Source organism: Laedolimicola intestinihominis (assembly GCF_040096155.1).
Lineage (GTDB): Bacteria > Bacillota > Clostridia > Lachnospirales > Lachnospiraceae > Laedolimicola > Laedolimicola intestinihominis.
This window is the reverse complement of record NZ_JBBMFE010000013.1, coordinates 68,149-82,963: the sequence shown is the minus strand read 5'-3', so window position 1 is coordinate 82,963 and position 14,815 is coordinate 68,149. Positions and strand designations below refer to the sequence as shown.

Here is a 14,815-nt window from a genome sequence, read left to right as displayed (position 1 = left end):
GGCTCCCTTTTGCATGTAAACGCATAGTATATTAAGGATAGTGAGGAGTGTCAGACGTGAAAGGATATAAGCGCGTGGCGGCTTATGTGGATTTAGATGCCATAGAAGATAATTTTGAGGCTATGAAGGCAAACCTGAAAGAAAAAACAAGAATTGCGGCTGTAGTGAAGGCCAACGGGTATGGACATGGAGCAGCGCCCATTGCTAGAATGATAGAAAAGAAGGATTATCTGTGGGGCTTTGCGGCAGCGACCATTGAAGAAGCTGCAGAGCTTCGAAGAAATGGCATTCAAAAGCCAATCCTGATTCTGGGGTACGTATTTCCGGAGGATTATGAGGAGCTGGTGCGCCTGGATATCCGCCCCACAGTATTTCGCCTGGATATGGCGAAGGAACTGTCTGCGGAAGCAGTTCGACAGCAAAAAGAAGTGAGTGTTCATATTAAAGTAGATACCGGTATGAGCCGGATTGGATTTGCGGATACCAAAGAGAGCGTGCAGGATGTCTGCGCTATCAGTAAGCTTCCGGGCATCAGGATGGAGGGGCTGTTTACCCATTTTGCCAAATCTGACGAGCTGGATAAAGCGGCTACCGAGAAGCAGCTTGCCCGGTACTGCGCGTTCCGGGAAGCCTGTGAGGCAGCCGGCGTGAAATTTCAGATTCATCACTGCTCCAACAGCGCCGGCATCATTGATTTGCCGGAGGTAAATCTGGATATGGTACGGGCTGGTATTACGGTATACGGTCTGTATCCTTCCGACGAGGTGAAGAAGGAGCTGGTTCCCCTGAGACCGGCGATGGAGATGAAAAGTCATATTGTACATGTAAAGACCATCGCGCCCGGAACGGAAGTAAGCTATGGCGGCATTTATACGGCTGATTCTGCGCGCCGGATTGCTACCGTCCCTGTGGGCTATGCGGACGGGTATCCGAGAAGCCTGTCCAATAAGGGCGTGGTACTGATCGCTGGTAAGCGGGCGCCTATCTGCGGCAGAGTCTGTATGGATCAGATGATGGTAGATGTGACGGAGATTCCGGAAGCAGTTCCGGGCATGGAAGTGACCATGTTTGGCAAAAACGGAGAAGCGGTTCTGTCCGTGGATGAACTGGCGGAGCTGTCCGGGCGGTTTAACTACGAATTTGTCTGTGATTTGTCCCAGCGCGTTCCGCGGATTTATCTGCGGCACGGGCAGGTGTCTGAGATTCACGATTTCTACGCCTGAAAAAGCCGGCGTATAGACACGAAAATTTTGGAAATACTTGAGAGGAAAGACCTTATGTATTTTTTTAATTGGAGTGTGAAAAATGTGATAATCAAACGGGGCGATGTATATTACGCGGATTTAAGACCGGTGATTGGTTCCGAGCAGGGCGGTGTGCGCCCGGTGCTTGTGATTCAGAATGATACCGGCAACCGGCACAGTCCCACAGTCATCGTGGCGGCCATTACTTCGAAGATGAATAAAGCGAAGCTGCCGACTCATGTGGAACTGAGTACCAGACAGTGTCAGATTGTACGGGATTCCGTGATTCTGCTGGAGCAGCTGCGGACCATTGACAAGCAGCGGCTCCGGGATAAAATCTGTCATCTGGATGAAAAATCCCTTCATCGGGTGAATGAAGCTTTGCGGGTAAGTCTCGAATTGGATACATAAGACTTGCCATTCAAAAAAATTAGTGCTAAAATAGAGAGAACCGTCTGTCGGGATCTGACAGAACCGGCGGCAAAAAGTACAGAACAGGAAGAATAGGAGTGTTTAGATATGTCAGGACATTCAAAATTTGCGAACATTAAGCATAAAAAAGAGAAGAATGACGCAGCAAAGGGAAAGATTTTCACCATCATTGGCCGTGAGTTGGCTGTAGCTGTAAAGGAGGGCGGCGCTGACCCGAACAACAACAGCAAGCTGCGTGATGTCATTGCCAAGGCAAAGGCGGCTAATATGCCCAACGATACCATTGACCGAGGTATCAAGAAAGCGGCAGGAAACGCCAATGCTGTTAATTATGAGTATGTATCTTATGAAGGCTATGGACCCAACGGCATCGCTATCATTGTAGATGCGCTGACCGACAACAAGAACCGTACCGCGGCCAATGTAAGAAGCGCCTTTACCAAGGGCAACGGCTCCATCGGCAACCAGGGCTGTGTATCCTATATGTTTGATAAGAAGGGACAGATCATCGTAGACCGCGAGGAGTGCGATATGGATCCGGACGATCTGATGATGCTGGCGCTGGACGCAGGGGCAGAGGATTTCTCCGAGGAAGAAGACAGCTTCGAGATTTTGACCGATCCGGATTCTTTCAGTGAAGTACGTGCTGCGCTGGAGGAAAAGGGAATCCCCATGGCAGAGGCAGAGGTTACCATGATTCCGCAGACTTACGTAACTCTGACTGACGAGGACGCGGTTAAGAATCTGCAGAGAACACTGGATCTTCTGGATGAGGATGACGACGTGCAGAATGTATATCATAACTGGGACGAGTAATCGGGAGGAGTACATATGGATCTGGTAGCATACGGAGAGAGTTATAATCAGGCCATGCAGGGCATCGAGGATATGCTTCTGACAGAGGGCAATCCCATGACTTCCTTTAAGAAAAGCGTGTATCCGGAAGCATTTCAGGCCTACCTGCGTAAGCATCTGGACACGATAAACGCCATTGAGGCTGTATACCAGCAGGAGGAAAATCCGGCTGCCTGGCTTAATAAGCTGGCAGAACATCTGGTGGATTGCGCCCGGGCGGAGCTTGAGGGCATTCCCAAGAAAGGAAAGAAAAATGAACAGCAGATCAATTACAATATGATCCTGGCTGTTTACGTATTTCCGGCGATTCTGGAGCAGAAGCAGAAGAATGATTCCGCAGAGCCGCTGACGGATGTGTTGGTAGCGAAATGGAACGAAGCGTTTAAGACATCGGTAGGCAAGGCGGATTATGAGAAAATAGAGCAGGGTTTCCATCGAAAGTTCTGTTATATTACGACCGCGGCCTGTGAGCGCCAGGGCAAAGCTGACGACTGCTATGAGCTGGAGCTTTTACGTTCTTATCGCGATGAGTATCTTCTGAGGCGTGAGGACGGCGAAGCGATGGTAAAGGAATATTACAATATCGCCCCCACTATCGTGAACCGTATCGGACGACAGGAAGACGCAGACGCTGTATACGAAGAGATCTGGAATGATTATCTTATGGATTGTATCCACAAGATCGAAAACGGTGAGAATGAAGCATGCCGGGAGCGCTATACAGAGATGGTATATGATCTGAAGAACCGCTACATGGCTTAAGCCTTCGAACAGGTATAAATGCCCTGACCGGAAAGCATACTAAAGAAAAAGTATGTGAGAAAGGTCAGGGTATTTTTTATGGAAAAGGAAAAACAGCAGAAGACAGAAGTTCAGAAAGAACAGAACCAGGAAATCGAGGATTATGGTCAGGTGACGCTTGAAGAAGGCGAACATAGAATCCGCCTTTTGAATATCATCGGCGAAATCGAGGGGCATGAGTGTCTGGCGTCTAACGCGAAAACTACCAAGTATGAACATGTGATTCCACAGCTTGCGGCCCTGGAGGGCAGCCCGAGCGAGGAGGGTCTCCTGGTTCTCATCAACACAGTGGGCGGCGATGTAGAATCGGGACTTGCCATAGCGGAAATGATCGCGTCTTTAAGCAAGCCTACGGTGTCACTGGTTTTAGGAGGCAGCCATTCCATTGGTGTGCCGTTGGCAGTTTCAGCGGATTATTCCTTTATTGTTCCCACCGGAACCATGATGATTCATCCGGTACGGATGACCGGATTGATTATCGGCGTTCCTCAGACCTTTGATTATTTCCAGAAAATTCAGGCCCGGATTTCCGGTTTCATCACCACCCACAGTACTATTTCGGGAGAACGGCTTTCGAAGCTTATGCTGGAAACAGGAGAGCTGACAAAAGATGTGGGTTCTGTCCTGGTAGGCGGACAGGCTGTGAAGGAAGGACTCATCAATGAGATAGGGGGAATCGCTCAGGCTTTTAAAAAGCTGCGGACGCTTATAGAGGAAAAATGATGCGTGGACAGCGAGGCCCAGAAATGATATAATAAGAATAATTATGCGAGTAAAAGGGGAGGACATAAGAGATGGCAGCAGGGAACTCCGGTAAACGCCGGACAACCACACGAAAAAAGACAACGGCCTCCAGAAAGACAACAGCGAAGCGGAAAGAAGAAAACGCGTTTATCCGGGATGAGGTGACGGTTCTGATTCTTTTCGCGGTTTCCGTTCTGCTTCTAATCAGTAATTTCGGAGTCGGCGGAGCCGCGGGCAGTTTTGTCAGCGGTGTTATGTTCGGTATTTTTGGAATATTTGCATATATTTTGCCAGTGGTTTTGTTCCTGGTTACAGCGTTTTCGATTTCAAACCGGGATAATACCATTGCGGTTGTGAAAGCGGCAGCCATGGTGATGGCAGGCATTCTTTTGTGCGCGGCATTCGAACTGATATTCGGAGAAAAGGACGGGGCCGGAACTGTAACGGCTTTCTATACCTATGCGTCAGAGCATAAGACAGGCGGCGGCGCGGTTGGCGGCCTGATCTGCAAGGCGCTGACCGGAGCTTTTGGCGCGGTGGGTGCCTGGATTATCATATTGGTACTGTTTATTATCTGTGCTGTGGTAATCACCGAACGTTCTTTTATCGGCGGCGTAAAAAGCGGAAGCAAAAAGGTATACGATTCAGCGAAAGAGGACGCGAAGCGATACCGGATTCAGGCTGAGGAGCGCCGGGATGCCAGAAGGAAGGCCATGGAAGAACGGGCAGCCATGGAGACGGAAGAACTGGAGAATGAAGAACCGGCAGAAGCGGAAAAATCGCCGAAGAAGTTCCGGGAGCCACGCAGACCCAGAGTGGAGCACAAGGTGTCCGGGATAGCGCTGGAGGAAACCGCGATAAAAGAGACAGCCGGAAAAAATACCCCGGGAAATGAAGCAGCCGGGCAAAAGCCCTGTGTGAATAAAGAAGCTTATACGGATGAAATGCGGGAGATTACCCTGCCTGATATGGATGGCACAGACGCGGCCGGATTGCCGGAGCAGACAGAACAGCCGGAAGCTTTTGAATATGCAGAAGAACCGGACCTGAAGGATCTGGATGAGATGTTCCGGATTCCGATTCACCGGGAGCGTCCGACGTCAGAGCCGGAGGAGCAGAAAGTGGAAGCAGATCCATTTGTCTGGCCGGAGCCTGAAGTACGGGAGCAGGTTCAGCCGGAAGCTTCGGCATCGGAATCCCGGCCGGAGAAGCCGGTCAGAAAGGCGGAACCGCCCCATATGCCGACAGTGGAACCGGCACAACAGCCGAAGACGGTGCCGGAGAAAGCGGATACGCCGACAGCGCTTCCGCAGGAATACGTTTATCCGCCTCTTCGTCTGCTGAATCAGGTGAAGCATACAGAGAATAAAGACACGGATCGGATTCTGCATGAGACGGCTCTTCATTTGCAGCAGATTCTCCGGGACTTCGGCGTGGGCGTAACGGTCACGGATGTAAGCCAGGGTCCGGCCGTGACCCGCTATGAGCTTCAGCCGGATCAGGGCGTCAAGGTCAACAAGATCGTAAGCCTGGCCGATGATATCAAGCTGAATCTAGCCGTGACTGATGTGCGAATTGAAGCGCCGATTCCGGGAAAAGCAGCCGTGGGTATTGAGGTTCCCAATGCGGAGAATTCCATCGTATCTTTCCGGGAGCTGGTTTCCTCCCAGGAATTCAAGAGCCATAAGTCGAAACTGGCCTTTGCGGTGGGCAAAGATATTGCAGGTAAAATCATGGTGACGGATATTGCCAAGATGCCCCATCTTCTGATTGCCGGAGCTACCGGTTCCGGTAAATCTGTCTGTATCAACACGCTGATCATGAGTCTTTTGTATAAGGCGTCTCCGGATGAGGTGAAGCTTATCATGATCGATCCGAAGGTGGTAGAGCTGAGTACATATAACGGCATTCCCCATTTGCTGATTCCGGTGGTAACGGATCCGAAAAAGGCGGCCGGAGCCCTGAACTGGGCGGTGGCGGAGATGACCCATCGCTACAAGCTCTTTGCGGATTACAATGTCCGGAACCTGGCCGGTTACAATGAGAAAATTAAGAATATTGAACACATTGAAGATGACACCAAACCCCAGAAGCTGCCCCAGATTGTCATTGTGGTCGACGAGCTGGCAGATCTGATGATGGTGGCTCCGGGTGAAGTGGAGGACGCCATCTGCCGTCTGGCGCAGCTGGCCCGCGCGGCGGGGATTCATCTGATTATCGCGACCCAGAGACCATCTGTGAATGTTATCACAGGTCTTATTAAGGCCAACATGCCGTCCCGTATCGCGTTTGCGGTATCTTCCGGTGTGGATTCGAGAACCATTCTCGATATGAATGGAGCGGAAAAACTGCTAGGTAAGGGCGATATGCTGTTTTATCCTTACGGTTATCCCAAGCCGGTCCGTGTGCAGGGCGCATTTGTCTCTGACGAAGAGGTGAGCGCGGTAGTAGAGTTCCTGAAGGAGAATAACAGCGGAAACGGTTATAATGCAGCTGTCGAAGATCACATCAATACAGTGCAGACAGCAGAGCAGGAAAGCAATAGCAGCGGGTCGGGCGACGGCCCGGAGAGGGACGCACTGTTTGCGGAAGCCGGAAAATTCATTATCGAAAAAGACAAGGCATCCATCGGTATGCTGCAGCGCTGGTTTAAAGTGGGCTTTAACCGGGCCGCCCGTATCATGGATCAGCTGTCTGAAGCTGGGGTAGTGGGCGAAGAAGCCGGAACCAAGCCCCGGGAAATTTTGATGACCATGGAAGAATTTGAACGTTATCTGGAAGAATACGTCTGATTGCAAAAGAGAGGAAGCTTATGAAATGTCCAAATTGCGGGAGTGAGCTGGAACCCGGAAAAATATATTGTGAACATTGTGGACATGAAATTCAGATTGTTCCGGACTATGATCCGCTGGACGAGGTGCTGATTGGGCAGGAAGAACCGGAAGAAATGAAACCGGATAGCTTTCCGGTTTCGGAAGAATCCGGGACGACAGCGGGAAAGGGCAGAAAAACGTCCGGTGAAGGAAAGCGGACTTCGTTGTGCTTTCGCTATAAGAGTCTGCTCTTTCTGATGGTGCTGCTGATTTGCGGATGCGCTTTTACACTGTCTTATTCTGCAATGACCAGCGATAATAATTATTCCTATCAACTTCGAAAAGGCAGACAGTACGAGAAAAAAAGAGAATATGAAAAGGCTATCATGTATCTGCGTCGGGCGCAGGAGATTCAGAATGAGAAGAACGGCAGTGATACGGAAGCTTTGCGTCTGCTTGCAGAAGTCTATGCGAAGACAGGAGCCAAAGCCCCGGCTCTGACTTATATGAAACAGGCTGTAGAAACAGAAAGTCTGGCCCGGGGAGACAGTCAGGCATTGCAGGAGCTGTATCTGGATTTGATGGAGCTTTTAAATGAGACCGGGCAGACGGAGCTGGTAGGAGACGTGATAGCGGAATGTCCGTATCCGGATATCCGGGACGCGCTACTGCCTTATCGGATTGAAAAGCCTGCCTGTGATACGCCGGAGGGCATTTACAATTATTATCTGCGGCTGAACCTGTCAACAGAATATGGAAGCATTTATTATACACTGGACGGCAGCATCCCAACCAGTGAGAGCACCCGGTATGAAGGCCCCATTGAACTGATGGAAGAAGGGGAAGTTTTACTCTGCGCCGTTGCCATCAATAAAAAAGGTATGATAAGCGAACCGTTGGTACTGGCCTATAAGCTGGATTTCCCGGCAGCCGGTGCTGATACGGACGATGATAATTAAAGAGGAGGAAACATTATGGTAAAGCATCTGGTTATGTGGAATTTTAAAGAGGATTTTCCGGAGGAGAAGAAAGAGACCCTGGCAAAAGAGGCGGACGCGCGTCTGAAAGCGCTGGTGGGACAGATTAAAGGCCTGACCTTCGCGGAAATGAAGCTGAACAGGCTTCCGGGAAGCAACCGGGAACTGCTGTTGGTATCCGATGTGGAGACCGCGGAGGACCTGGCGGCCTATCAGGTACATCCGCTTCACGTAGCGGTAGCGACCGAGATTATCAAACCGGCTACCTGTGATCGGGCATGCTTCGATTATGAAGTGTAAAACTTCCGGATTACATGCGCAGAAAATGAATTAACAGTTGAAATCTTCGGAAAATTGCATTATTATATTAAAGATGAGTTAGATTTGGCCGTGGGAAGCGATTCCGACGGCCCTTAAGCGGGTTTTAAAATTCGCAAGATTATACTCCAGGAGGAAACGTATGTTCAAGATTGTAAAAGCAGAGCAGCTCTCTGCAAATGTTTACAAGAAAGTTGTCCTCGCTCCGAGAGTGGCAGCTTCTTGTCAGCCGGGACAGTTCATTATCGTAAGACTGGATGAGACGGGGGAGCGTATTCCGCTGACCATCTGTGATTATGACAGAGAAGCCGGAACTGTTACCATCGTATTCCAGCCCATCGGCGTATCTACCAGCAAGATGGTAGACCTGAAAGAGGGAGATTATTTTCTTGACTTCGTAGGACCGCTGGGACGTCCGTCCGAGCTGGTTACCGACGACTTAGAAGAAGTAAAGAAGAAGAAGGTTATCTTCATTGCAGGCGGCGTAGGCACCGCTCCGGTATACCCGCAGGCAAAATGGCTGCATGAGCATGGCATAGAGTGCGATATCATCATCGGCGCCCGTTCCAAAGACATCCTGATCATGGAAGAGGAAATGAGCAAGGTCGGCAACCTGTATCTGTGTACCGACGACGGAAGCTACGGCTTCAAGGGCGTAGGTACCGCTATGCTGGAGAAGCTGGTAAGCGAGGGCCATCACTACGATCTGTGTGTAGCCATCGGACCGATGATCATGATGAAATTCGCCTGTCTGACCACGAAGAAGCTGGGCATCCCGACTATCGTCAGCATGAACCCGATCATGGTAGACGGAACCGGTATGTGCGGAGCCTGTCGTGTGGTAGTAGGCGACGAGGTCAAGTTCGCCTGTGTAGACGGACCGGAGTTCGACGGCCACAAGATTGATTTCGATCAGGCGATGAAGCGTGCAGCTATGTACAAGACAGAAGAAGGCCGCCGCATGCTTGCATACAAGGAAGGAAAGACACATCACGGCGGATGTGGAAATTGCGGAGGTGACAAGTAATGGCTGACGTATTAAAGAAGGTTCCGGTAAGAGAGCAGGATCCGAAGGTTCGTGCTACGAATTTCGATGAGGTCTGCCTTGGTTACAATAAGGACGAGGCAGTAGAAGAGGCACAGAGATGTCTCGGATGTAAGAAAGCAAAATGTATGGAAGGCTGCCCGGTACAGATTCATATTCCGGATTTCATCGGCGCAGTAAAGGAAGGCGACTTTGCAAAAGCATACAGCGTAATCAGCGAGTCTTCCGCGCTTCCGGCTATCTGCGGACGTGTATGTCCCCAGGAGAGCCAGTGTGAGGGACGCTGCATCCGCGGTATCAAGGGCGAGGCAGTTTCCATCGGTAAGCTGGAGCGTTTTGTAGCCGACTGGGCGAGAGAGCAGGGCATCAAGCCGGCAGCTCCCGCAGAGAAGAATGGCAAGAAGGTTGCGGTCATCGGTTCCGGTCCTGCAGGTCTGACCTGCGCTGGCGACCTGGCAAAGCTGGGTTATGACGTAACTATTTTTGAGGCGCTGCATAAAGCAGGCGGCGTTCTGGTATACGGTATTCCGGAGTTCCGTCTTCCGAAGGACGGCGTCGTACTTCCGGAGGTAGAGAATGTAAAATCTCTCGGCGTTAAGATCGAGACTGACGTTATCATCGGAAAGTCTGTAACCATCGACGAGCTGATGGAGGAGGAAGGCTTTGACGCTGTATTCATCGGTTCCGGCGCAGGACTTCCGAAGTTTATGGGTATTCCGGGAGAGACAGCCTGCGGCGTATTCTCCGCGAACGAGTTCCTGACCAGAAATAACCTGATGAAGGCATTTGATGAGAACTACGATACCCCGATCTTCCACGGCAAAAAGGTAGCCGTAGTCGGCGGCGGTAACGTAGCCATGGACGCTGCGCGTACAGCACTGCGTCTGGGCGCCGAGGTACATATCATCTACCGTCGTTCCGAGGAAGAGCTCCCGGCGCGTAAGGAAGAAGTACATCACGCTAAGGAAGAGGGCATCATCTTCGATCTGCTGACCAATCCGGTAGAGATTCTCGAGGATGAGAACGACTGGGTAAAGGGTATCCGTTGTGTTCGCATGGAGCTTGGCGAGCCGGATGCTTCCGGAAGAAGACGCCCGGTAGAGGTAGAGGGTTCCGAGTTCGATATCGACGTCGATACCGTTATCATGTCTCTGGGAACCTCCCCGAACCCGCTGATTTCCTCCACCACTAAGGGTCTGGAGATCAACAAGAGAAAATGTATCGTTGCATCTGAAGAGACAGGCGCTACCTCGAAGGACGGCGTATTCGCAGGCGGCGACGCGGTAACAGGTGCTGCTACCGTTATCCTGGCCATGGGCGCCGGTAAAGAGGCTGCAAAGGGTATTCATGAGTATCTGAGCCAGAAATAAGTTTCACAGTACGTGAATTCAAAGTCGTATCACAGACCTTCTCTGTGATACGACTTTTTTTGCGGCAGCTTCTTGCCAACCCCGGATAGCTCTGGTAAGATAAAAAAAGATTTTATGAAAACATTTTCAGAAAAGTGAGGAATTCCATATGAAGCTTACGATTCTCGGAACCGGCAACGCACTGGTGACAGAGTGTTATAATACCTGCTACGTCTTAAGCAGCGCCGAAGGCCATTTCCTGATAGACGGCGGTGGAGGCAGCGAGATCCTGGCGCGTCTTAAGAAAGCCGGAATCGATGTAAATGACATTCACCATATCTTCGTGACCCACAAGCATATTGACCACGTCATGGGCATTATCTGGATGCTGCGCGTCATCTGCCAGAATATGAACGCCGGAAAGTATCAGGGGGAGGCTTATATCTACGCCCATCAGGAGCTGACAGAGATGCTTCGGGTCTTGGCAGAAATGTTGCTGAACAAGAAAGAGACAAAACTCATCGGCGACCGTGTTCATCTGGTTCCGGTGACGGATGGTGAACAAAAGGAGATTTTAGGGCACCGCTATACTTTCTTTGATATCGGCTCCACCAAGGCGAAGCAGTACGGTTACATGTGCGATCTGGGGGACGGCCGGAAGCTGACCTGCTGCGGCGACGAGCCCTACAATGATCGGGAGGAGCCGTACGCCGCCGGAAGCGACTGGCTTCTTCACGAGGCCTTCTGCCTGAATGGACAGGCTGATATCTTCCATCCGTATGAGAAGCACCATTCCACGGTCAAGGACGCCTGCGAGCTGGCGGAGCGCCTGTATGTGAAAAATCTGGTGTTGTACCATACGGAGGATAAAAACATTGCCCGTCGCCAGGAGCTGTATCGGGCCGAGGGAGAGCAATACTTTACTGGCCGCCTGCTGATCCCGGAAGATATGGATGTCATCGAATTATGAAAATAACCTGTGTTGTAGTTGGAAAGATCAAAGAAAAATATTTTACAGACGCGATCAAGGAATACTCCAAGCGCCTGAGCCGCTACTGCAAGCTGGAAATTGTGGAACTGGCCGATGAAAAGACGCCGGACGGAGCCAGCGAGGCGGAAGAGGTGGCCATCCGGGAAAAGGAAGGCGAGAGGATTTTAAAAGCTCTGAAGGACGATGCCTATGTGATTGCCCTGGCCATCGAGGGAAAGATGCTGGATTCCGTGGAGCTGTCCCAAAAGATTGATCGTCTGGGCGTAAGTGGTACCAGCCACATCGCCTTTGTCATCGGCGGTTCGCTGGGCCTGGCTCCGGCGGTTATGAAGCGTGCAGATTACGCTTTAAGCTTTTCCCGTATGACATTTCCGCATCAGCTGATGCGGGTGGTATTGCTGGAGCAGCTGTACCGGAGCTATCGGATTCTGAAAAATGAACCCTATCACAAATAAGAGGCAGAAAAAGGACTGACATATGAATAAACGTGAAGCTTATTCATATGTCAGTCCTTTGTATTTCAGAGACATATTATTTACAGTGTCTTATCATGCCGATGATTTTGCTCATAATCCTTCAGGCTTTCAATGACCTTCGGAGACAGCGGAATCAGCGCCATCATATTGAAGATGGTCATGAGACCGATGCCGATATCGCCCAAATCCCAGACGAAGGTGTAGGCGGCCAGGCCGCCGATGAAAAGCATTACCAGAGCCAGAACCTTGTAGAGCGTCTGGGCGCTCCAGTTGTCGCCGAACAGATAGGCCACATTGGACCGGGCATAAAAGAGGATGCCGATAAAGGTGGAGAAGCTGAACAGCCACAGGATCACGGCAATAAAGATCACGCCTGGCTCACCGATGTGGTACCGCATGGCTGTCTGTAAAAGGTCCATGCCCTGGAGTCCATCGGTCAGAGATGCGGGAGTCAGTAGCATAATCAAAGCCGAGCAGCTGCAGATAAGAAGAGTGTCGATAAAAACGCCCAGTGCCTGCAGAAGGCCTTCCTTGGCCGGATGACTGATGTCCGCAGCCGCAGCCGCACAGGGAGCGGAACCGCTTCCGGCCTCATTAGAGAAAAGACCGCGCTTGATTCCGTTCATAATGACCGCACCCATACCGCCGGCAGCCGCCTGGCGAAGGCCAAAGGCTTCCTGGAAAATCCGCGCGAACACAGCCGGAACCTGTCCGATATGTTTGAAAATAATAAAAAGGGTCAGGAAGAAATACAGGCCTGCCATAACCGGAACAACCACGTCAAGCACCTTCACCGTGGCATTTTTCCGAAGAACGATGAAGGCTGCCACCAGTACCAATACGATGGTAGTGTACAGCGGCGGAATATGAAAGGCGTTCCGGAAAGCCGAAGATACGGAATTACCGATAACCTGGCTGATGCCGCACCAGCAGAGAAGACCGGAGAGGGCAAAGAGTATCGCAATAATGGAACGCTTTTTCCTGCTGCCCGGTTTCACAAAGAGTGCGTGGATATAGTAAGCCGGACCGCCCCGGAAGCCGCCGTAGATCGGATCCCGCTGCTTATAAATCTGTGCCAGCGTCGCCTCCGCAAAGGCAGTGGCAGAACCAAGAAGCGCCATCACCCACATCCAGAAGATGGCTCCCGGGCCGCCGGCAGAGATGGCAGCGACCACACCGATAAGATTGCCCATGCCCACCCGGGTGGCTGTGGAGACGATCAGGGCCTGCAGGCCGGAGATACCGTCCCGATGCTCGGGATTACGCTTTTCAATAGAGACACGCAGCATTTCCGGGAAAAGCCGGAAGGGAAGGAAGCGGGTGCGCAGAGTGAAATAAATCGCCGTGGGAACCAGAAGCAGTACCAGGAGGGAAAGCCCCAGGGAACTGCCGCCGGGCAGCGGAATGGTGATCAGATCGCCCCAGAGAAAATTGTAAACAAGATGGATCAGATTCATAAAGTGGATCATGGTTGTAGTCTCCCTTTTTATTCTTGCTTTTTAGTATACCTTATATTCTATGGTTTGTATATTGAAACCGAAAAAAAATTCTGGTAGAATAACGAAGAAACAAAACAAACATAATAAATACAAAAATTGATAATATATGTAAAATGGGAGGTTCCCGGTGGGTACATTAGAAGAAAATGATGAGGCATGGGAGCGCGAGCGCGCCAGAAGACGGGCAGAACGACGCAGGAGAAGACAGCGGGAGGCCAGAATAAAAAGAGCTATAGTTCTTACGGCCATGGGACTTTTCCTGTTCCTTGTGCTGGTTCTTGGCTCAATAACTGTAAAGCATATGACAAAGAAAGCGGCTGCCGGCGCGACGGAAACGGCGTATCTGGCTATGCGGACGAAAATTGAGGCGTCGATTCCCGCGGGGACTTCGGACGGAACAGATTCGGCAGAGACGGTTTCCTCTTATGCTGTGTCCGGCGACTATACCATCAGCGGATTGAACGGTGCTTCCTATCTGGGCAGCGACGAGGTGACCAGCACCCAGGCTCTTCTGGTGGACGCGGATAACCGCACGGTCCTGTATCAGCGGGGCGCAGGCGATCGGATCAGTCCGGCGTCTATGACGAAAGTGCTGACGCTTCTGGTAGCAGTAGAGCATGTGTCGAATCTGGACGACACCTTTACGATTACCCGGGAAATCACAGATTACAGCTATTCCCACGATTGCAGTGCCGTGGGCTTTGATGAAAACGAGACCGTGACGGTGAGAGATCTGCTATACGGAACTATTCTGCCGTCCGGCGGCGACGCGGCGGCCGGACTGGCCTATTATGTATCCGGATCCCTGGACGGCTTTGCGGAGCTGATGAACCAGAAGCTGCAGGAGCTGGGAATCTCCGGCAGTGCCCATTTCACCAACTGCGTAGGGCTTTACGACGACAATCATTACTGCACTTTATATGATCTGGCGGTCATTATGACGGCGGCCATGGATAATCCGCTTTGCAGCGAAATTCTGAACGCCCGTACCTACACCACATCCGCCACGGAGCAGCATCCGGACGGTATTATTATTTCCAACTGGTTCCTGCGGCGGATTGAGGATAAGGACACCCACGGAGAAATCATCGGCGCGAAGACCGGCTATGTGGTACAGTCCGGCAACTGTGCGGTGAGCGTAAGCCGTTCGAACAGTGGACGCCGGTATATCTGCGTGACTGCGGACGCCCACAGCGCCTGGCGCTGCATCTACGATCATGTGGCGGTTTACCAGAATTATACGGAGTAAACAGGAAATTCACGAATTAGCG

The 14,815-nt window shown here is 51.2% G+C and carries 14 protein-coding genes; 13 read left to right on the top strand and 1 reads right to left on the bottom strand.

What is annotated here, in order from left to right:
• Positions 1-56 precede the first annotated feature (56 nt).
• The 12 genes from alr (at position 57) to rlmH (ending at position 12,024) form a co-directional block, all read left to right on the top strand.
• Positions 57-1,223 carry an alanine racemase gene (gene alr / locus WMO29_RS13035; protein WP_349165091.1) on the top strand — a complete coding sequence of 389 codons (1,167 nt, stop codon included), beginning with the start codon at positions 57-59 and terminating at the stop codon, positions 1,221-1,223.
• A gap of 84 nt (positions 1,224-1,307) precedes the next feature.
• Positions 1,308-1,655, top strand: a complete 348-nt coding sequence (locus WMO29_RS13030; RefSeq protein ID WP_349165115.1) for a type II toxin-antitoxin system PemK/MazF family toxin — start codon at positions 1,308-1,310, stop codon at positions 1,653-1,655.
• A gap of 108 nt (positions 1,656-1,763) precedes the next feature.
• Positions 1,764-2,492, top strand: coding sequence for a YebC/PmpR family DNA-binding transcriptional regulator (locus tag WMO29_RS13025; RefSeq protein WP_178039129.1), 729 nt, complete (start codon positions 1,764-1,766; stop codon positions 2,490-2,492).
• Positions 2,493-2,507: 15 nt separating this feature from the next.
• Positions 2,508-3,293: a CFI-box-CTERM domain-containing protein gene (locus tag WMO29_RS13020; protein ID WP_178039130.1), complete on the top strand. Its 786-nt coding sequence runs from the start codon at positions 2,508-2,510 to the stop codon at positions 3,291-3,293.
• Between the two features lie 78 nt (positions 3,294-3,371).
• Positions 3,372-4,055, top strand: a complete 684-nt coding sequence (locus WMO29_RS13015) for an ATP-dependent Clp protease proteolytic subunit (protein WP_178039131.1) — start codon at positions 3,372-3,374, stop codon at positions 4,053-4,055.
• Positions 4,056-4,126: 71 nt separating this feature from the next.
• The gene (locus WMO29_RS13010; RefSeq protein ID WP_349165089.1) at positions 4,127-6,868 is read left to right on the top strand and encodes a DNA translocase FtsK; all 2,742 of its coding nucleotides are present in this window, start codon (positions 4,127-4,129) and stop codon (positions 6,866-6,868) included.
• Between the two features lie 20 nt (positions 6,869-6,888).
• Complete coding sequence (locus WMO29_RS13005) at positions 6,889-7,848, top strand: chitobiase/beta-hexosaminidase C-terminal domain-containing protein (RefSeq protein WP_349165088.1); 960 nt, start codon at positions 6,889-6,891, stop codon at positions 7,846-7,848.
• A 15-nt stretch (positions 7,849-7,863) separates the two neighbouring features.
• A complete protein-coding gene (locus WMO29_RS13000) occupies positions 7,864-8,166 on the top strand; it encodes a Dabb family protein (RefSeq protein WP_178039134.1) in 303 nt (100 codons plus the stop codon).
• 160 nt (positions 8,167-8,326) lie between these two features.
• Positions 8,327-9,211, top strand: coding sequence for a sulfide/dihydroorotate dehydrogenase-like FAD/NAD-binding protein (locus WMO29_RS12995; protein ID WP_178039135.1), 885 nt, complete (start codon positions 8,327-8,329; stop codon positions 9,209-9,211).
• A complete protein-coding gene (gltA, locus tag WMO29_RS12990; protein ID WP_178039136.1) occupies positions 9,211-10,599 on the top strand; it encodes an NADPH-dependent glutamate synthase in 1,389 nt (462 codons plus the stop codon). Before WMO29_RS12995 ends, gltA begins: the two co-directional genes overlap by 1 nt.
• Positions 10,600-10,747: 148 nt before the next feature.
• Positions 10,748-11,548: an MBL fold metallo-hydrolase gene (locus tag WMO29_RS12985; protein WP_178039137.1), complete on the top strand. Its 801-nt coding sequence runs from the start codon at positions 10,748-10,750 to the stop codon at positions 11,546-11,548.
• Positions 11,545-12,024 carry a 23S rRNA (pseudouridine(1915)-N(3))-methyltransferase RlmH gene (gene rlmH / locus WMO29_RS12980; protein ID WP_178039138.1) on the top strand — a complete coding sequence of 160 codons (480 nt, stop codon included), beginning with the start codon at positions 11,545-11,547 and terminating at the stop codon, positions 12,022-12,024. The genes WMO29_RS12985 and rlmH overlap by 4 nt, the downstream gene beginning before the upstream one ends.
• An 80-nt stretch (positions 12,025-12,104) precedes the next feature.
• Here the strand turns inward: rlmH and WMO29_RS12975 are convergent, their stop codons facing one another.
• Positions 12,105-13,514 carry an alanine/glycine:cation symporter family protein gene (locus WMO29_RS12975; protein ID WP_349165086.1) on the bottom strand — a complete coding sequence of 470 codons (1,410 nt, stop codon included), beginning with the start codon at positions 13,512-13,514 and terminating at the stop codon, positions 12,105-12,107.
• 157 nt (positions 13,515-13,671) lie between these two features.
• Here WMO29_RS12975 and WMO29_RS12970 point away from each other — a divergent pair, with 157 nt between their 5' ends.
• Positions 13,672-14,793 carry a D-alanyl-D-alanine carboxypeptidase family protein gene (locus WMO29_RS12970; RefSeq protein ID WP_349165085.1) on the top strand — a complete coding sequence of 374 codons (1,122 nt, stop codon included), beginning with the start codon at positions 13,672-13,674 and terminating at the stop codon, positions 14,791-14,793.
• Positions 14,794-14,815: the final 22 nt, after the last annotated feature.